The sequence below is a fragment of the Methanosarcina spelaei genome, from assembly GCF_002287235.1.
In the GTDB taxonomy this organism is placed as follows: Archaea; Halobacteriota; Methanosarcinia; order Methanosarcinales; family Methanosarcinaceae; genus Methanosarcina; species Methanosarcina spelaei.
Genome location: NZ_LMVP01000516.1, coordinates 20615 through 38195, shown reverse-complemented (window position 1 = coordinate 38195; position 17581 = coordinate 20615). Strand labels below are relative to the sequence as shown.

Annotated in this window: 13 protein-coding genes and 1 pseudogene; 7 read left to right on the top strand and 7 right to left on the bottom strand. The window is 41.0% G+C overall.

The genetic code is table 11. The features are described from left to right. The first annotated feature begins 192 nt into the window (after positions 1–192). Complete coding sequence (locus tag ASJ81_RS17845; protein ID WP_245860266.1) at positions 193–1692, top strand: DUF4139 domain-containing protein; 1500 nt, start codon at positions 193–195, stop codon at positions 1690–1692. A gap of 268 nt (positions 1693–1960) precedes the next feature. Here the strand turns inward: ASJ81_RS17845 and ASJ81_RS17840 are convergent, their stop codons facing one another. Then, positions 1961–3847 carry a hypothetical protein gene (locus tag ASJ81_RS17840; protein WP_170943391.1) on the bottom strand — a complete coding sequence of 629 codons (1887 nt, stop codon included), beginning with the start codon at positions 3845–3847 and terminating at the stop codon, positions 1961–1963. A gap of 419 nt (positions 3848–4266) precedes the next feature. On the opposite strand from ASJ81_RS17840, the gene pheA reads away from it, so the two are divergent. The 6 genes from pheA to ASJ81_RS17810 all read left to right on the top strand — a co-directional run bounded on the left by pheA (position 4267) and on the right by ASJ81_RS17810 (position 13011). Further along, positions 4267–5160 (top strand): prephenate dehydratase, encoded by an 894-nt coding sequence (gene pheA, locus ASJ81_RS17835; RefSeq protein WP_095645519.1) that lies wholly within the window; start codon positions 4267–4269, stop codon positions 5158–5160. A 430-nt stretch (positions 5161–5590) separates the two neighbouring features. Beyond that, positions 5591–6484, top strand: coding sequence for an OadG family protein (locus tag ASJ81_RS17830; RefSeq protein WP_095645518.1), 894 nt, complete (start codon positions 5591–5593; stop codon positions 6482–6484). Between the two features lie 191 nt (positions 6485–6675). After that, positions 6676–7650 (top strand): AAA family ATPase, encoded by a 975-nt coding sequence (locus ASJ81_RS17825; RefSeq protein WP_095645517.1) that lies wholly within the window; start codon positions 6676–6678, stop codon positions 7648–7650. A 110-nt stretch (positions 7651–7760) separates the two neighbouring features. Beyond that, a complete protein-coding gene (locus ASJ81_RS17820) occupies positions 7761–8642 on the top strand; it encodes a DUF58 domain-containing protein (protein ID WP_095645516.1) in 882 nt (293 codons plus the stop codon). A 2-nt stretch (positions 8643–8644) separates the two neighbouring features. After that, positions 8645–10522: a DUF7408 domain-containing protein gene (locus tag ASJ81_RS17815; RefSeq protein WP_095645515.1), complete on the top strand. Its 1878-nt coding sequence runs from the start codon at positions 8645–8647 to the stop codon at positions 10520–10522. Continuing rightward, positions 10519–13011, top strand: a complete 2493-nt coding sequence (locus ASJ81_RS17810; RefSeq protein WP_095645514.1) for a vWA domain-containing protein — start codon at positions 10519–10521, stop codon at positions 13009–13011. The genes ASJ81_RS17815 and ASJ81_RS17810 overlap by 4 nt, the downstream gene beginning before the upstream one ends. Positions 13012–13249: 238 nt before the next feature. On the opposite strand, the gene ASJ81_RS17805 is transcribed toward ASJ81_RS17810, so the two are convergent. The 6 genes and pseudogenes from ASJ81_RS17805 to ASJ81_RS17780 all read right to left on the bottom strand — a co-directional run bounded on the left by ASJ81_RS17805 (position 13250) and on the right by ASJ81_RS17780 (position 17514). Then, positions 13250–13846 (bottom strand): diacylglycerol/polyprenol kinase family protein, encoded by a 597-nt coding sequence (locus ASJ81_RS17805; protein ID WP_095645513.1) that lies wholly within the window; start codon positions 13844–13846, stop codon positions 13250–13252. A 220-nt stretch (positions 13847–14066) separates the two neighbouring features. After that, a pseudogene (locus ASJ81_RS17800) lies at positions 14067–15245 on the bottom strand (sugar phosphate nucleotidyltransferase). A gap of 151 nt (positions 15246–15396) precedes the next feature. Beyond that, positions 15397–15804 carry an OB-fold nucleic acid binding domain-containing protein gene (locus tag ASJ81_RS17795; protein WP_095645512.1) on the bottom strand — a complete coding sequence of 136 codons (408 nt, stop codon included), beginning with the start codon at positions 15802–15804 and terminating at the stop codon, positions 15397–15399. Between the two features lie 31 nt (positions 15805–15835). After that, positions 15836–16306: an FKBP-type peptidyl-prolyl cis-trans isomerase gene (locus ASJ81_RS17790; RefSeq protein ID WP_095645511.1), complete on the bottom strand. Its 471-nt coding sequence runs from the start codon at positions 16304–16306 to the stop codon at positions 15836–15838. A gap of 123 nt (positions 16307–16429) precedes the next feature. Then, complete coding sequence (locus ASJ81_RS17785) at positions 16430–16999, bottom strand: FKBP-type peptidyl-prolyl cis-trans isomerase (RefSeq protein ID WP_095645510.1); 570 nt, start codon at positions 16997–16999, stop codon at positions 16430–16432. Positions 17000–17004: 5 nt separating this feature from the next. Beyond that, positions 17005–17514 (bottom strand): FKBP-type peptidyl-prolyl cis-trans isomerase, encoded by a 510-nt coding sequence (locus ASJ81_RS17780; RefSeq protein WP_095645509.1) that lies wholly within the window; start codon positions 17512–17514, stop codon positions 17005–17007. Between the last annotated feature and the right edge of the window lie 67 nt (positions 17515–17581).

Below are 17581 nucleotides of genomic sequence, written 5' to 3'. Positions count from 1 at the left end.
GACAGGTAAAATCGGATAGGTAAGAATGACAAGAAGCTATTCAGATTTTAAAGCCATATCTAAATTCCTGCAAAACTATGTAGAAAAACGAAGAGACAACTTTAAACAAAACTGCAGCTAAAGCTAAATATAAATAAGAAAGTTACCTACACATCTTTTATGAAAATAAATAAAAGTTATATCTGGCTTATTATGGCATCAAGCTTGATTTTAACCGCATCTGCAGCTTTCCTGTATCCTGGTTTTACCTTCCATCCTGATTATACAGTAAGCATAGCTCAAGCAGCTCAAGCAGATAGGTCTGAAACTACAATTAACGGAATAGAATCCAGTTCGAGCATAGTTACCAGAGTACAAACTTCAAATCCCCTGGAGATCCTCACCGCAGGTGCTCAGGCAATTGATTCAGGTACCGAAGTTACTGTTTATAATGATAACCTTGCTCTTGTAAAAGAAAAAAGGGAACTCGAATTTGATTCAGGAGTGAATAAAGTTGAATATAAGGATGTTGCTGCCCTTATTGACCCGACATCAGTAATGTTTGAGGATACGAAAAATAAGAATACTGTCGTACTGGAGCAGAACTATGAGTATGATCTCGTGAGCAGCCAGGAGCTCCTGGAGAAATTTCTGGACAAAGAAATTACTGTAACCGAAAAAGAAGGAGGCACATACACAGGGATTCTCATGAATTATAACGAGTACAAAGGTCTGGTACTCAAGTTAAGTGACGGAAAAGTTGTAACTCTTTCCGAAATCTCGAAAGTGGAATTTCCTGACTCTGCCGGACTGCTCACAAAACCTACCCTTATTTGGCAAGTCTACTCACCTGCTGCGGGCAAGAGGGATGTCCTCACTTCCTATCTTACAAATGGGATGAGCTGGAAAGCAAACTATATTGTAAAAACCACTGCGGATGATAAGAAAGCCGATGTACAGGGTTGGGTTACTGTTAATAATAAAGCAGGGACAACCTATGAGAATGCCAAATTGAAACTGGTTGCAGGGGACGTTCACCGCGTAACTGTACCGAAGGGGACGCCTGCGAGAGAGCCAGCTGTGGAAGGAGGAGTTGCATATGATGAAGCTGTGGAAAGTGTTGTTGAGGAATCCCTCTTTGAGTATCACCTGTATACACTTCAAAGACCAGCCACTCTCAGGAATAATCAGGTAAAACAACTTTCCCTGCTCTCTGTCAATTCCGTGCCTGTAGAAAAAGAGCTCATTTTTGATGTCTCAAAAAACAGCGATGTGCAGGTCGCCCTGAGCTTCAACAATTCAAAAGAAAAAGGCCTTGGAATGCCTCTTCCTGCCGGAGTTCTAAGGGTATACAAAACTGACTCCGAAGGTCAGCTTCAATTCCTGGGGGAAGACAGCATAAAGCACACCCCAAAAGACGAAGAGATAAAAGTTGTTGTCGGAAACGCTTTTGATGTAACAGGCAAAAGGACCCAGACTAATTACAATAAGATCAGCTCGAATATCTGGAGAGAGAGTTACGAAACCGAAATCAAAAACCACAAATCCGAGTCCCAGAAAGTAAAAATCATGGAAAACTTCTACGGCGACTGGGAAATCACAAATACTTCTGACCCATACGAGAAAAAAGATGCATATACTGCTGAATGGAGTATAACCATACCCGCAGAAGGCTCAAAGAAAGTTACTTACACCGTAGAACGCAGTTATTAATTCAGAAAAAAACGACAAATTGCCAAAAGCGGACTTTATAATACCGAAACCTGCAGAAAATCCAATCCAGAACCTATAACTGTGGAAAAAACGGAAAAACGAAAATATGTATCATAAGACAGCCTCTAAGCTTGTTGAAAGACAATTTACTTACCTAAAACAAGTCAGATTGGCTTAACTGAACATCTTCATCGAAATTCAGCTCTTAATCGCAGCCATTGAGCCGCATGACCAGACAATATTGTTGCCGGGACTTTCGATAAAGTGCTTAAGAAATATAATAAGCACTCAAGTCTTTGTTGTCATATATTTTATCATATTGACTCAATCTGGAGTGGAAAATTTGTCCAAGTACGATATGGGAGGGTATTGATTCATGTCCCACTAATGGTATAGTGTATTCTATAGGCCTTTTTTCCAGGAAAGATCTCCATAAAAAAACACTACCATGATTGAAACGCATATCTTTACTAAATATAGTTGGATATCGTTTCGAATATGAATTAACTACGAGATTTCCAAAACTGGGATCAGCGATAAAATTTGTTCCAAGTTTAGACAATGTTTTTGCACCGCTTACCTCCTCTAAAGTAAATGTTGTAGATACAGTATTGTTTTTGAGCCACAAAGGACTATCTAAATTTGAAACTGTACTTGCCGACATAAAAAAGGAGAAAACAATAAAAACAATGGAAATAAAAATAAGTCTGGATCTTCCGCTTTTAAAATAGGCAGCGAGTTTAAATATAGAGAAACTGGCCAGAATACTTAGAAAAAAATACTCGAAAGAAAACCACCTGGTTGGCAAAATATCCCTCAGTCCAAAGAAAGGAAAACAAAAAGTTATGCCAAGGAGAATTGTTAATGAAAAAACAAACATAAAATTAGTCTTACTTCTATATTTAGATGATAAACAAAAAAGAGACCCAATAATTCCAAAAAACAAAAATAGAAATAAACCAAAGGTATTTGCAAATCTTTCAAGAAACGGGGGTAACATAGCAGATATTATTGAGACTGTTTCAGGCCTATATAAGTCTACAGGCCCTGTGATATGATTATAAAATGTAGAAACTACTACGTCAAATAAAGATTCTTTCCCCTTAGAAAAAACAACGATGAACCACCACTGAAGCAATGCTATTACAGAAACAAGAGAAATATTTCTAAACATCGATATTGTACTCTTCTCATATATTAAACTATAAAAAACAGATCCGAAAAAAAGGCTTAATATTGTAGTTACAAATATAAAAGAGGAAACTGCTTGAGTGATTGTCAACATAAAAATCAAAAATATCGAGAGTGATACGAATTTTGGATTGGGTTTTGGGAAATACGCTTTAATAATAATATAGATAAGTAAATAATATAAGATAATTCCATAAGAAGTTGTTTGAGGAGCAGAGCCCCAGTATATATTGAAATCGCTAATACTAACCAGCAACATGGTAAATAACCCTACTCTTTCTCCGAAAAAATGTTTTGATGTTAAATATACAAAACTGGATGCAAGAACGAAGGGGATAATTATCGCAAAATTACTGGCATCCTTTAATGAGACATTAGAAGTAATGTTCATAATTGCAGTTTGGATATGCATTACAGGAAAATACATTTCTTTATCAAATAACACTCCAATATTTCCTGTTTGAGAAAGCAGATAATTCATCTTAGCCTGTTTCCAGGAATCGGCACCAGGGATAAATCCGGCTAAGTTAAAAATTGAATAATCGATATTGAAAGATAGCAAAATTATTTTTGAATACTGAGTTAGGTAATCAAGCTTATGAGTACTGAAAAATATAGATACTGCAACAGAACCTACACATAAGGAATATATAAAAAAATAACTGAAAGGCCGATATTCTGAGTAATGTAGTATAATCAATGATAGAGAAAATAACAATAAAAAACTGATATCCAAAACTGTTTTCCATTTTCTAGATAGATTTTGTTGTGGGTAGATAGGAAATTGTACGTGAGTAATAACAAGGTACAAATAGCAACTTAAAGTAAGTGCCATGCCTATAGAAAAGATATGAATTGTAGGTGACACCGCGTATAATGAAATAATCACGATACCGAAAACTACTCCAAGTGCCGCCAATAAGCAATCAACTTTATTTAAAGTATTAGAAACCATAATTGACACAATTCCATAATCCAGTGATCTTTTTCATTTTTAGCTTGAAGTATTACTTTACAGACAAATCATTCGTCAAATAAAATCATTCGAGCTTTGAGACAGCTTGTAAGATTATTCTTTGGATAGGCTTCAGCAACATACACAAATTCAGAACTTATTAGGTGATCAATAACTAAGGAACGATGAAAATATCACTTCAAGCTCTCAGTTAGAGGATTAATCTATATTTACATTTATAGTTTTCTTAATATAATTCAATTTTTAATACACGACAGTAAATTTGCTTAACCTGTTCCGCTATATTCTCCCTGGAAGAGGCTCGGGTAGTTCAGCCTTCCTGAGCAAAGTGAAAAAGCACCGTCCTTCCTAAACTGGAACTCAGGAGGCAAAAAATATTATTACCATTGCCGTAATTAACCCCTAAGATGATTATCGGTGCATTGGGGCCCGAAGGTTCGTACTCGGAGAAAGCTGTACAAATCTGGATTCTGAGACATAGGCTGGACAGTGTAGGAATTCAGTATTTTGCAGATATAGAGGACGCATTTCTGGCTGTAATACAGAAAAAATCCGATCTCTCAATAGTTCCGATAGAAAACTCTATCGAAGGTTCGGTAGGTGTTACTCTCGACTTACTTCATGAGAATGGGGTTGAGATAGTCGGAGAGATTGTTGTAAAAATTGAGCATTGCCTGCTCTCCAAAGGTGGACCTGAAAAGATTAAGGTCATTCTTTCCCATCCTCAAGGACTTGCCCAGTGCAGGCATTTTCTAAAAAAATATTTTCCTGAAGCTGAACTAAGGAGTACGGGCAGCACTTCCCATGCAGCAAGGCTCGCAGGAGAATTTGAAGAGATGGCAGCAATAGCTTCTCCTGAGGCTGCAGAGTGCTACAGGCTAAAGGTTCTCCTTCCAAATATACAGGATAGAAAACAAAACTACACTCGCTTCATTGCTTTACGAGCAGCAGGAAAAAATACTGCTGAGCAGGTTTTTGAGCAGGTTTTATGTGACACAGAAGAAAAAACGAATAGGCCTGAAAATTCCAGCCATTCAGCTTTCAAGACCTCCATAATAGTATATCTGGAAAAAGACAGACCAGGAGCATTATACGAAATACTCGGGGCTTTTGCAAAAAATAAGATTAACCTGACAAGAATAGAGTCAAGACCCTCTAAAAAAGAACTTGGAGATTATCACTTCTATATCGATTTTGAAGGGCACATAAGTGATGCGATTATAAAAGAGACCTTAAAAGACATAAAAACTAAAACCGATACTCTTAAAATACTGGGTTCTTATCCCGCTTTTAAAGCATAGCAACTGCCTTTCCAAAACACTGAAATTATCCAACTTTAAGAATGTAATCATCCATTAAGGATCGTGTTTATCTCTTTTAAAACTTTAAGTAATTCCTGTGAGACACCAGAACTATCTATCCTTAGTTATCATATTACTTAACATTAAAAACGAGTAAAGGCCCAGGTCGAGTTCTGCAAGTTTTGGCAAAAGGACGTGAAGGAGTGCAAATATATACAAAATCGTGAATTTAAAAAGAAAGCTTAACAAAAATTGGATTTTTGTACGAATCCAAAAAAATGCATATTCAGGAACGTGTACTTTTATATACTATCTTTCTCTATTCTCTTCCTAGAATATCTTCAGACAGTATATTTGTATGTTTCATACAGATTCTTTCTCATAACTACTTACGATCACAGCCTTTTACCAGGCTGCAAAAGGGAGCGAGATGGCTCTGAGTATTGAAGAAATAGTAAACAAACACGAATTGGCTCTAAAAAAGTATAGAGGACTCTATGCCTTTGCAGACCTGCTTGCAACTTATCTTGTCCTCTATGTCCTGTTCGTGCTGTTCAATATGAGAGATTTATTTTTAATGTTTAGCATCTTTGAGCCTTATACCGGTGCAAGATACAACATTCTGGGCTTTGGGATTGTTTTTGAAACTCTGGGACTTATTTTTCTGGCTTTTGTCCTCTCCCTTATCTTTACAGCTATCAGGCATTACAGAGCTGAAAAGAAAGATGCGATTGCCTTTATAGAAGAGACGCACCCCGTACTCAAGGAGAGGTTGAGGACTGCCTATGATAACCGCAGTACGGACAATATTATTGTCCGGGACCTGATAGGCGGAGTTATAATCGATTCAAAACCCGTACAGTCCTCGTCCTTTCTTGACAGGAGAAAACTTGCAAAAGATCTGTTTGTAATAGTTTTTGCAGTTTCCGTTCTCGCATATGTTGCCGGAACCGGATACCAGACGACTTTCAGCCCTACTGACCTTAACGGAGTAATCGATAAGCTTCCCTTAGTTTCTAATTCGAACTCTGAACTTTATCCTGTGGATGAAAATGGAGGAACCTCGAATAATACCAGCCAAGAAGAGATTTTGGGGAAGCCGGCCGTTGTTGTGGTGGAAGGCAAAGAGGTTGACCTGAAGATTCCTCCGGGTACAGGTCAGGGCTTTACAAGCCAGGAAACAGGAGAGCAGACGAATGAGTCATTTACCCAATCAGGCCTGGTAAACCCTGAAGCGGCAGCTTCCCAGGCTTATTATGATAATTTACCGGAAGGATACAGGAACGTTATCCAGAGTTACTTTGAGGGACTTGCAGAAGAATAATTGGAAAATTTATTAAAAGTGAATTTATTTGAACTCAGGTTAATCAAATGTTGTCTAACAGTAGTTTTTGAATAACAAACAATATACTTAAGATACACTGCTCTGGAGATATACTCTGCAGGAACAGGTAACATCCAGAAAAATCGGGCTTTTGAGCCTCTAAAAACAGAAACTTAAAGGGTGAAGCGGATATGAATGAGACTAATATCGATTCTGGTCAGGCTGTTACAACTTACCAGAACGCAGGCCGGATTTTCAAAAACTTTTTTGAAGACATTGGAAATGTTGTGGTGGGTCAGAATAAAGTAGTAGAGCAAATTGTGATTGCAATACTCTGTGAAGGTCATGCCCTCGTTGAGAGCAACCCGGGGCTTGGAAAAACGCTTATGATCTCCACAGTGTCAAAGGCAATGAACCTTAAATTCAGCAGGATCCAGTGTACTCCTGACCTCATGCCCTCTGATATTACAGGGACAAACGTTATTGAAGAAAAAGACAACAAAAAAGAATTCAGATTCCAGCCAGGGCCGGTTTTTGCAAACGTTGTCCTTGCGGATGAGATTAACAGGGCATCCCCTAAGACCCAATCAGCCATGCTTGAAGCTATGCAGGAAAAACAGGTAACAGTCGGAAACGATACCTTCATGCTGGATCGTCCCTTTTTCATTCTTGCCACCCAGAACCCCATAGAAATGGAAGGCACATATCCTCTGCCTGAAGCCCAGCTCGACCGTTTTCTCTTAAAAATCCTTGTAGATTATCCTTCCTATGAAGAAGAAATGGAGATAATAAACCGCTATACGAAATCCGAAGTCCCGAATGTTTCCAGGGGTCTTGACAAGTCTACACTACTCGATTTGCAGAAACTCACCAGGCAGGTCCCGATCTCAGAGGAACTCAAGCAGCGCGTCCTTTCTATTGTGGGTATGACAAGAAAAGACAAAGAGCATATCGAGTACGGGGCTTCTCCACGGGCATCGATCGGACTTATCCTTGCCGCAAAAGCCAAAGCCCTCATAGAAGGCAAGAACTTTGTAAGCAAAGAGGATATCGATTATATGGCATATCCGGTTCTCCGCCACAGGCTTATCCTTACCTTCGAAGCCGAAAGAAGCGGGATGACCCCTGACCAGGCTATTGAGGAAATTATCCGAAAGCTCAAATAAAACCTGAGCCTGGGATTGTCAGGCCAGGAAAGGAACTGTAGAATAAGCTAAAATAACCCTGAAGGGTTTCCCGGACCCGGAATAAACCGGGCTTTTATTGACGATCCAGAATGACTCGCACAAAACAAAATATTGAAACGGATTTTTTCAGACAGCTTGACCGCTTTACTTTCTCTGTCCGAAAAAGAGTATCTACCGTTTACGCCGGAAACCGACCTTCAACCCGAAGTGGACACGGAATAGATACCATTGGATTCAGAGAATATGATCTTAACGACAGTCTGAAAGATATCGACTGGAAAGCCTATGCGAGGACTGAAAAACTGTATGTACGGCAGTTTGAGGAAGAGAAAACCCTTACCACCCATATCCTTCTGGATGCCAGCAAAAGTATGGATTACCCTGAAAAAGGGACTTCGAAATTTGAATACGCTGCCATGCTCGCGGCAGGCTATGCCTACATGGTAACAAAATATAACGATAGGTTTGCAATCTCAACCTTTACACAGGAAATAGATATAAATAAACCCAGTCGTGGACGAAAAAACCTTTTGCGAGCAATCGACAGGCTGACAGAGCTTGAACTATCCGGAAGCACTTCTATTGGGGAAACTGTCATAAAATATAGTCGGGAAATCAAGTCCAGATCTCTTGTAATCCTTATTTCGGACTTTCTTCAGGAACCCGAGGCAATAGAAACTGCAGTTTCCAGGTTATCTGACCACGACCTGATTTTGATCCAGGTGCTGGACTCCACGGAAAAAGTGCTCCCTCTCCAGGGCAACAGCAAGCTTATAGACCTTGAAACCGGAGAAGAAATAAGGACTTATGTTAGTGAAAAGTTTAAAGAACGCTATATTAAAAAACTTGATGATCACAGCGCAAGAATTAAAAAAGCTTGTATGAGGGTAGGAGCTGAATTCTATACTTTTACAACCGACACCCCTATCTTCGATGCTTTCTACCATACCATCAGGAGAAGGAGACACTAAAAATGCCTTTTGAAAATCCCCTTGCTCTTGCCGCTCTCCTGAGTTTAATACCACTTATTATTATCTACATGCTCCGTCCCAGGCCGACGGTACTTGCAATTCCCTCACTTATGTTTGTCCTTAAACTTGAGAGGGAAAGGAAACGTGTTTATGCTTCACTAACCAAAATTGTGCGAGACCCGCTCTTCCTGATCCAGCTCCTGATGCTGATCCTTCTTTCCATTGGCGCAGCAGGCTATTACTATACTTCACAGGAACCGCTGAGTGGAGAGCATACAGTGCTTGTCCTTGATACCTCTGCAAGTATGCAGGTTGATTCTCGATTTGATGATGCTGTTAAGATTGCGGATGGCTATGTGAGCAAGAAAAACAGCATAATCCTGGCTTCTGATACGCCTCTTCTTGCTCTTGACGGAGGAGATGCATCCTCTGCAAAGGATATTCTCAATAAGGTTAAGCCAGGAGCAGGTACTGCCGACCTGTCTGCAGCAATTACTACAGGTATGCGGTCTCTTTCCACAGAAGGAGGAAGGATTATCGTTATTTCGGACTTCACTAACTATAAAGGTGATGATCCGGTTGCTTCAAAGAACCTGGCTGAATCTTACGGGATTTCAGTCAATTTCGTAAAAGTGGGGAGTCCTGCCGATAATATAGGAATCATTAATGGTTGGATTGAGGCTACGGACGGAAAATATGGCTATACAGGTGTAATCAAGAATTACAAAGACCATAGCGAGAGCATTAAAATCGAAACAGGCAGAGGGACTTCAGGAAATTCCTCAACTTCCTTCTCTCTTGATGTCCCTGCAGGTGGGACAAAACAATTTACTCTAGAAAATCTTGGGCCAGGCATTACAACAGTCCAGCTCGATGTTAAAGACAGCCTGCCTGTTGACAATAAAGCGTATATTTCCATTCCTGTGACTTCAAACCAGCGCATACTCTATGTTACTGACAACGGAAAACTGCCTTCGAAAACTGCACTCTCCCTGCTTCCTAACAGCAACTTGACAGTCTCAAAATCCGTACCTGACGTGCTTGACAACTATACCCTTGTCGTACTTGCCCAGAAGAAAACCCCAATCGGCAACAGTTCAGTCGAAAGAATCGAAAGTTATGTCCGAAACGGAGGCAATGCGGTTTTTATTGCAAGTGGAGCCCTTGTTCCCGAGAAAACCGATGTTGACCTTCTCAAGATCCTACCTGTGAAACCCCTGAAGCTTGATGATGACGAAAACGGACTTGGGGTTAAGGAAGTCCTGAAGAGCAGTATTACGACTGACATAAGGAGCGATGAAATTTCGGCCCGCAAATACCTGAATGCAACTGAGAGGACCGGTTCAACAACCCTCGTAACACTTGATAATGGCGTTCCTTTACTGAGTTACTGGCAGGTAGGCAAAGGAACAGTTTTCTATATGGGGTTAAGTGACGAGCTAGGAGAAGATTCCTGGAACAATTTCCACAACCTGCCCGAGTATCCTGTCTTCTGGATAAAACTTGTCCAATGGCTTGGAGGAACTGGGGATATTTCCGAATATAATCTGAATACCGGCACATTGAACTCCCTCTCAAAGACCGAGGAAATCCGCACACCTTCAAAGACTTTCACATCAAACCGTGTCCTCTTTGACGAAGCAGGGATTTACGAACTTTCGGGGAAAAAAATTGCAGTGAATCTATACAATGACAGGGAGTCCAACACTACAGTCGATGCTTCGGAACTGATCAAACGAGCTGTTGCGGAAGATGGGCCTAAAATTGTGAAGGAAGATTCCTATACTGCCAAAAATGATATTACCGATTATCTTATAGGATTTATGTTCCTGTTCATACTGCTTGAAATTCTTATTGTGCGCCAGCGGGGTGAATTATGAATTTATCTCTTGAACATCCCGAAATGCTCTTCCTGATAATCCCCGTGCTTATTGCGGGATTCTACCTCCTGCGGAAGACAAAAACGAAGCTTGTAGAATGGAGAATGCTTGTCGCGTTTCTGCTTGTGCTTGCCCTGGCATCTCCTTTTACTACGGTTACGCAGACAACTAATGAAAAAGATCCTTCTCTTGTAATGGTTCAGGACCAGACCTCAAGTATGAATCTCTTTCCTGAAGAAGCAGGAACTGAACTGTATAAAGCCCTGGTAGCTAATACACCGACAACTTTAGTCCAGCTAACCGGGGATAAAACCTCGCTTGGAGATACTATTACGCAATATGCGGGAAGCGGAAATCAGATAGTGCTGGTCAGCGACGGGAACAATAATGCAGGCAAAGACCTCCCTGAAGCCCTGGAGTTTGCAAAAGAAACCAGCACACCTGTTTATCTTGTCCAGCCCGAACTCCAGACAAATGACCTAAGTGTCGAAATGCAAGGGGATAAGACGGTTGTAGTGGATAACCAGAACGAGTTCGATATAGTTGTCCGACAGGCTTCAAACCAGAGTGTCAACTATCTCCTTGAGGTATCTATGGATGGAAAACTTTCGCAGAGCAGAGACTTTACTCTGCAGGGCAGGAATAACAGTGAGGATCCCATAAAGATTAATCAGGCTTTTAACACCCTTGGTGCCCATAACCTCAGTGTAAAAATCACCCCTCACGGAGAGGACAAAAATACAGTTAACAATCAGTTTTTCAAGTCAGTGTATGTTATTCCGAAATCAAAGCTTATCCTGGTTACAGGCGAACCTGATTCTCCTCTCGGTAAGGTTCTGAGCAACCTTTACAATGTCTCGGTAGTCAGCACTTATCCCGGAGCTGCAGCTCTTAAAGGCAGCAAAGCTCTGGTGCTTGACAACCAGCCTATCAGTTCTTTTTCCGAAGCCCAGATGAAAGAAATTACAAATTATGTCAGCAACGGTGGCGGACTGGTTGTCGTGGGAGGAGAACAGGCTTACAACTACGGGAACTACCTTAACTCCTCACTTGAAGAAATCCTGCCTGTTCTCTCAAAGCCTTCCGACTATAAAGGAGGAAGAAATCTGGTCCTGCTCCTGGATGTCTCTCCGAGTACTGCTGCTCACAAGTCCCAGGGAGATATTCTGGGAAATGCTATCTACATTATCCAGAATGAAAACCTTAAAGATGCAAATGCAGGAGTTGTCGCATTCGGAAGTAAAGCATATGATGTTTCAGGAGGGTTTGTGTTTCTGGGACTTGAGCAGAATAAGAAAATATTGAAAGACAAAATTGAGCGGTTGACCCCTGACGACCAGAGCAAGACTTCCTTAAATGAGGGACTTAATATCACAAAACAAATGCTTACCGGTAAGGATGGCGATCTTGACGCTATTATTATTTCAGACGGAGCAATAAAACAATCCTATGAGCCAAGCCTTCAGGCTGCAAAAGAACTTCAGAAACTCGGTGTGAACCTGTATTTTATCCAAGTCCACTCAGTAGCTCCTTCCCAGATAAATGAAAAAAGACAATATTATGCTGAAAACTTGATGAAGGAACTCGGGCTTGAAAAGAACTATTTCCATATTGATACGGGTGAAAGAGCAAACATAGGCTTTGAGACGTCAAAAGAGTCTTCTGAGGAGAAAAAAGAAGAAAAAGAAGAAGTCGAACTTGACGATTACCCTCTGCTTGCGTATTCTCCTGATCATTTCATCACTAAAAACGTAAATCTCACAAATGCCAGTATTACGGGCTATAATGATGTTACTCAAAAGGCCGGGGCTGAACGCCTGGTAATTACTTCTACCGGAAAGCCTGTACTTACCACCTGGCGTTTTGGGCTTGGTAGAGTTGCAGCCTTTACCACGGATAACGGGGAAGGAGAAGGTTCTCGCTGGGCGACTACCCTTTATAACGGTTCAAATGCAAAGTTCATTTCGGGCACTATAAACTGGGCAATAGCAAACCCGAGAGCTGAAGAAGGAGCTGTTGTGGACAGTCCGGATACCTGGCTAGGAACTCCTTCCAATCTGACGCTTACGATGTACGATGAAGGAATCCCGCAGATAAAGCTGGATGGAAGCTCTCTTGACCTTGCTTTAACCGGAAGGAACACCTACGAAACAAGCGTAAACCCCGAAACTACCGGAGTCCATGATATATCAGGCTATCCGCTTGCGGTAAATTACCAGCTTGAGTCCCGGGATGTAGGGCTTAATGAAGATATAGAGTCGCTTGTCCTTGAAACAGGAGGAAAAATATACAGTGAGAAGGATGCAAGAGCCCTTCTCCTGAAAGATGCACGGCAGAACTCAATGAGACAATCTGACGAGCAGGTAAGCCTGAAAATGTATGTGCTCCTTACTGCGCTTGTGCTTTATCTTGGGGAAATCCTTGCCAGGCGCATAAGGGAAATGAGAAAGCTCAGGAATGCACAGGTTGAGATCGAAGCTGGAAAATAAGAGCTCGTCTAGAGCTCTTTGAACTTTTTGAAAGCATCTCAAAGAACAAACTTTGAAAAACCTTTAAATTAAGGGGTTTCTTCAAGGACCCTTTAATTGAGGGGTTTTTCAAGAATATTTAATTAAGAGGTTTTTCAAGGACCCTTTAATTAAGAGGTTTTTCAAGAATATTTAATTAAGAGGTTTCTTAAAAAATCCATTAAATGTCGGCGTACCCTTTGAGAAATCCCCAAGATTGTCATAAATACGACAGAAGATTCAGAGTTATCTGCCCGAAAAAACCGGCGAAAACCGGTACTATGAGGTTATCATCAATTTTATTGACTGCAGTTTCCGTAAGGGTTGCAAGAAAAGCCATGACCAGGGAAACGATAGGATTTCCGAGAATCAGCAGCCCTATAAAGAAATCAATAAGAAATTCCGAAGCTGAGCCTTCAATTGATTTATCATTTTTAAAGATTTTTTGAAAAACTCTCCTCTTTCCGTAGAATTTTCCGATAAGGGCTGCAGTCAGGTCTCCGAAAGTTGCCATAAGGATTGCAGAGTAAGCGATTTCTCTACTGCACAGAGATATTACTGAAATTGCTCCGAGTGCAAAAAAAATATGCCCTCCGAAACGGTCAGATTCACTTTTTCTGTACATGATATGGAAAAAAGGTATTCGAATTCCATGCTCTATCCGGAAGTAGTCAAGCACGAGAACAGTTACAAGAAACAGCATAAGCACCCAGAGAATGGCTTCTTTTCCGTAAAATTCGTAGATAAGCACTATCAGGATTGAAACCAGATGAACGCTTTTTCTCAGGATTTCCAGGACAAATTCTCTGGATGGCATGGAAAAAGATTTTGTAAGGATCTAATATAAACATACCTTTACTTGGCTGAATCTTCAAAACACGACGGCGTAGTCACGATCCTTTTTAAAAAAAGCTTAAGTGCAAGCCTTTTCAAAAAAGGCTTGAGCGAAAACCCCAAGAAACATTTAAGTTTGAGTACCTTAGCCCCAAACCCTATAGGCGTGATAAACCGGCGCAACGGTTTCGGGTCAACGGTTTTTACGAGCCATCGTTTGAAGCGTCATAATCGTAATTAATTACGGTTTCCTTTATGCTTGAGTCTTTATCTATAACGACTTCGGGCCAGATTTTAACTCCGGAATGTATTGTTGAATCACTTCCGATCAGTACTTTATGTCCGATAACGGTTCCATTTTCAAGGAAGCAGTGTTCTCCGATGATTGTTCCGTCTGCTACCACTCCACCTGAGATATTGGACTCCTTTCCTATGGACACATTATCAAAAATATAGGACGAAAGGATCTTTGCATTGTCCTCTATATTGCAGTTTGAGCCTATCACGCTGTAAGGCCCGATAAGGACGTTATTGCCTATGGTTGTGTTTTCCCCTATTACTATTGGCCCTACAAGAGAAGAGTTCGAACCTATGCATACATTGTTTCAAATGGACAGGGGACCTTTTATTCTTGCGTTCCGGGTTGTGAAATTCCCTTCGATTGTTGTTCCAGGAAGGGAATCGAGCATCCAGCGCTGCGCCTGCCTGTAAGCTGCCGAACTTCCTACATCAGTCCATTTTCCCCGCACAAGTACACCATTGATTTTTTTGTCGGCTGCAAGCATGAAGGGGAAAAGATCTTTTGCAAAATCGTATTTTTTATCTTCAGGGATCCATTCAAATATCGAAGGGCTACATATATAAATGCCTGTACTTGCGAGGTTGCTGAATATCTGGCCTGATTTCGGTTTTTCCAGGAAGCGGTGGATCCGGTTGTTAATGTCCATGTCCGCAATTCCGAATTCTCGAGGGTCGTCAATCGAAAGGAGCCCTATGGTTACCGGAGCATCATTTGCTTCATGGAAGCGGTACATCTCCCTCAGGTCGAGGTTAAGGACGTGATCTCCACCAAGAACGATAAATGGCTCGCCTTTCAAGTATTTCTCAGCGTTTTTAATACCGCCTGCAGTTCCGAGCTTTTCTTTCTCATATACATAGTCGATATGTACCCCAAACATGTGCCCATCTCCGAGCTGCTCTTCTATACGCTCTCCCATGTACCCAAGAGTCATGACTATTTCATTGAACCCTTCTCTTGAAAGATGTTCTATCAAATGTCGGACTGACGGCTTATTTAGAATCGGTATGCTGGGTTTAGGGTGCTTGAAAGTTAGCGGCCTGAGCCTTGTCCCTGCCCCTCCGCACATGATACACGCTTTCATATTTTTCCCAGATGTCCTTATATGAATATATTGTTAACGATTCTGTTGTCGTTATAAAGGTTATTGATAACGGTTATTCAATTAATGGCGACCGATCAGATTAATGGAAATAAAGGTCATTGACGGTCACTCAGATTAATGGAAATAAAGGTCATTGACGGTCACTCAGAAGAATATCTTCTTTTCTTTCTACCTTGATTTCCCTTTTCCCTTCGTACTCCGAAACAGTACCAGTTACACTAATTATATCTCCTTTCTGGACTGAGTTATTAAGGGATTCAGCACCAGCAGTCTTTGGAATAAAGACACTAAGGACTTCGGAGTTGTAATCTACCTGTAAAAGCAAGTGTCCACCTGTATAGGTTAACCTTTTGCTCAAAACTTGGGCTTCAAGGAACACCTTCTCCCCTTCACCGGATTCCCTGGTATACGGCTTGGCTTCTTCTCCGGCTTCCTGTCCAGAAGCTGTAAGTTCCGGTCCAAAGCAGAGATAAGCTGTCACAAGAGAAGTCAATGTCATAAACAGCAGCAGTACCATGACTTTTTCTTCTTTTTCCATACTTTACCTCCCCGCATTTATGGACCTGAAATCAGTTTATAATCGAGACCAGTTTTATTTCAAGAACCAGAGTTTTGCCTGCAAGTTCATGGTTAAAGTCCAGGGTAGCAGAAGTTTCCGTGGAGTCAAGCACTTTAACCTCACTCCCAGCGGGTGTTATGATTTTTGTTCCTGGCTCAGGAGGGTTCTGGAGTTCAAGTCTTGCAAGGGGTATCTTCTGGACAAGGTAACTCTTATAATCTCCATAAGCTTCTTCAGGAGGGATTATGAGGGTTTTTTCTTCACCTTCTTTCATTCCAAGTACCCCCTTGTCGATTCCGTTTATGACCTGATATGCGTCCGCTCTGAAAAACAAAGGTCTGTACTCTTTTTTTTCGTCATATATCCCTTCTTTGAGAGCTTTTTCCTTCAAGGTGGTATCAAAGACCGCGCCGTCTTCAAATTTTCCAGTGTAATCAATAAGAAGGTAATCTCCTTTTTTCACAGTACGAGAATTTTCCATTATCCCTTTCTCCTGTGCATTTTCCTTTCAGTATTCACGTCAGCTCAATATCTAAGGATACTTAAAGGACACACATTTTAAAGAAATACCATAATTCTCAATTTGATCTTCAGTAACTTAAATTTATTCTATTGAGATGAGTTTTATATCAAAAGTCAGGGTCTTGCCTGCAAGCTCGTGATTGATATCAAGAGTGATATGAGTGTTGTTTACAGCTGTTACTTTGTACTGGTTCCCGTTCATATCTCTCAGGGTTTGTCCCACTTCAGGAATTTCGGATCGGTTTGTTAGATTTAGTTCTTCAATCGGAACAGCCAGGACTTTTGCTTTATCATATTCCCCATAAGCTTCTTCTGGAGGAATTTTCAGGGTCTTTTCTTCCCCTACTTTCATTCCGATTATACCCTCATCAAAACCCTGGATTACCTGTCCCGAGCCAACGACAAAAGTAAGAGGGGCATACTCCCTTCCTTCAACGTATATGCCGGCCTGCTTTGCAACATCTTCTCTTGAGGTGTCAAAAACCGTGCCGTCTTCAAGCTTCCCGGTATAGTCGACCTTGACTGTATCTCCGGACTTTACCGTTCTGCTATCTCCTCCCTCACTCCCTTTGTCCGTGCAGCCGCTGACAAAAATTATACTTACGAGGAGCAGTACCGCTATGAAGAAAACTGCTCCTTTCCTGGCCTTCATCCCGTTCACTTCTCCACAGAAACAACTTTGACTGAGAAAATCAAGGTCTTGCCTGCAAGCTCATGGTTGAAGTCTACAACAAAGTTATTTTCATTTACGTTTGTGATAGTACCTGTCAGACCGCTGTCCGTAGCCAGCCTCATTCCGACTTCCGGAGTAAAATCAACAGCGTCAACAGGGATCTCTCTTACGAATTCTTCCCTGTATTCTCCGTATGCTTCTTCAGGCGGGATTGTAAGGATTTTTTCTTCCCCCACTTGCATTCCAACAACCCCCTCATCAAATCCTTTTATCATCTGGCCTTCGCCGATGGTAAATGTGAGGGGTTCATAATTTCTCATTTGGATATATATCCCTGCCTCGACTGCAACTTCTTTTACGGAAGTATCAAAAATTGTACCATCTTCAAGTTTTCCTACATAATTAACTGAGATTGTATCCCCATTCTCAATATTTATGCTTGTGTCTTTTGTTATATCCTCGGCCATAAGAATCAATAAAACAAACGAAAGCATTCTAGATAAACGTAATGATAAAATAAAAGTCAAAAAACCAAGTAAACAGGAATTTCAGAATTCGGTA

Coding starts and splice junctions, on each gene's coding strand:
- ASJ81_RS17845 (WP_245860266.1), top strand. CDS start 193: ATGGCATCAAGCTTGATTTTAACCGCATCTGCAGCTTTCCTGTATCCT.
- pheA (WP_095645519.1), top strand. CDS start 4,267: ATGATTATCGGTGCATTGGGGCCCGAAGGTTCGTACTCGGAGAAAGCT.
- ASJ81_RS17830 (WP_095645518.1), top strand. CDS start 5,591: ATGGCTCTGAGTATTGAAGAAATAGTAAACAAACACGAATTGGCTCTA.
- ASJ81_RS17825 (WP_095645517.1), top strand. CDS start 6,676: ATGAATGAGACTAATATCGATTCTGGTCAGGCTGTTACAACTTACCAG.
- ASJ81_RS17820 (WP_095645516.1), top strand. CDS start 7,761: ATGACTCGCACAAAACAAAATATTGAAACGGATTTTTTCAGACAGCTT.
- ASJ81_RS17815 (WP_095645515.1), top strand. CDS start 8,645: ATGCCTTTTGAAAATCCCCTTGCTCTTGCCGCTCTCCTGAGTTTAATA.
- ASJ81_RS17810 (WP_095645514.1), top strand. CDS start 10,519: ATGAATTTATCTCTTGAACATCCCGAAATGCTCTTCCTGATAATCCCC.
- ASJ81_RS17805 (WP_095645513.1), bottom strand. CDS start 13,846: ATGCCATCCAGAGAATTTGTCCTGGAAATCCTGAGAAAAAGCGTTCAT.
- ASJ81_RS17795 (WP_095645512.1), bottom strand. CDS start 15,804: ATGGAAAAAGAAGAAAAAGTCATGGTACTGCTGCTGTTTATGACATTG.
- ASJ81_RS17790 (WP_095645511.1), bottom strand. CDS start 16,306: ATGGAAAATTCTCGTACTGTGAAAAAAGGAGATTACCTTCTTATTGAT.
- ASJ81_RS17785 (WP_095645510.1), bottom strand. CDS start 16,999: ATGAAGGCCAGGAAAGGAGCAGTTTTCTTCATAGCGGTACTGCTCCTC.
- ASJ81_RS17780 (WP_095645509.1), bottom strand. CDS start 17,514: ATGCTTTCGTTTGTTTTATTGATTCTTATGGCCGAGGATATAACAAAA.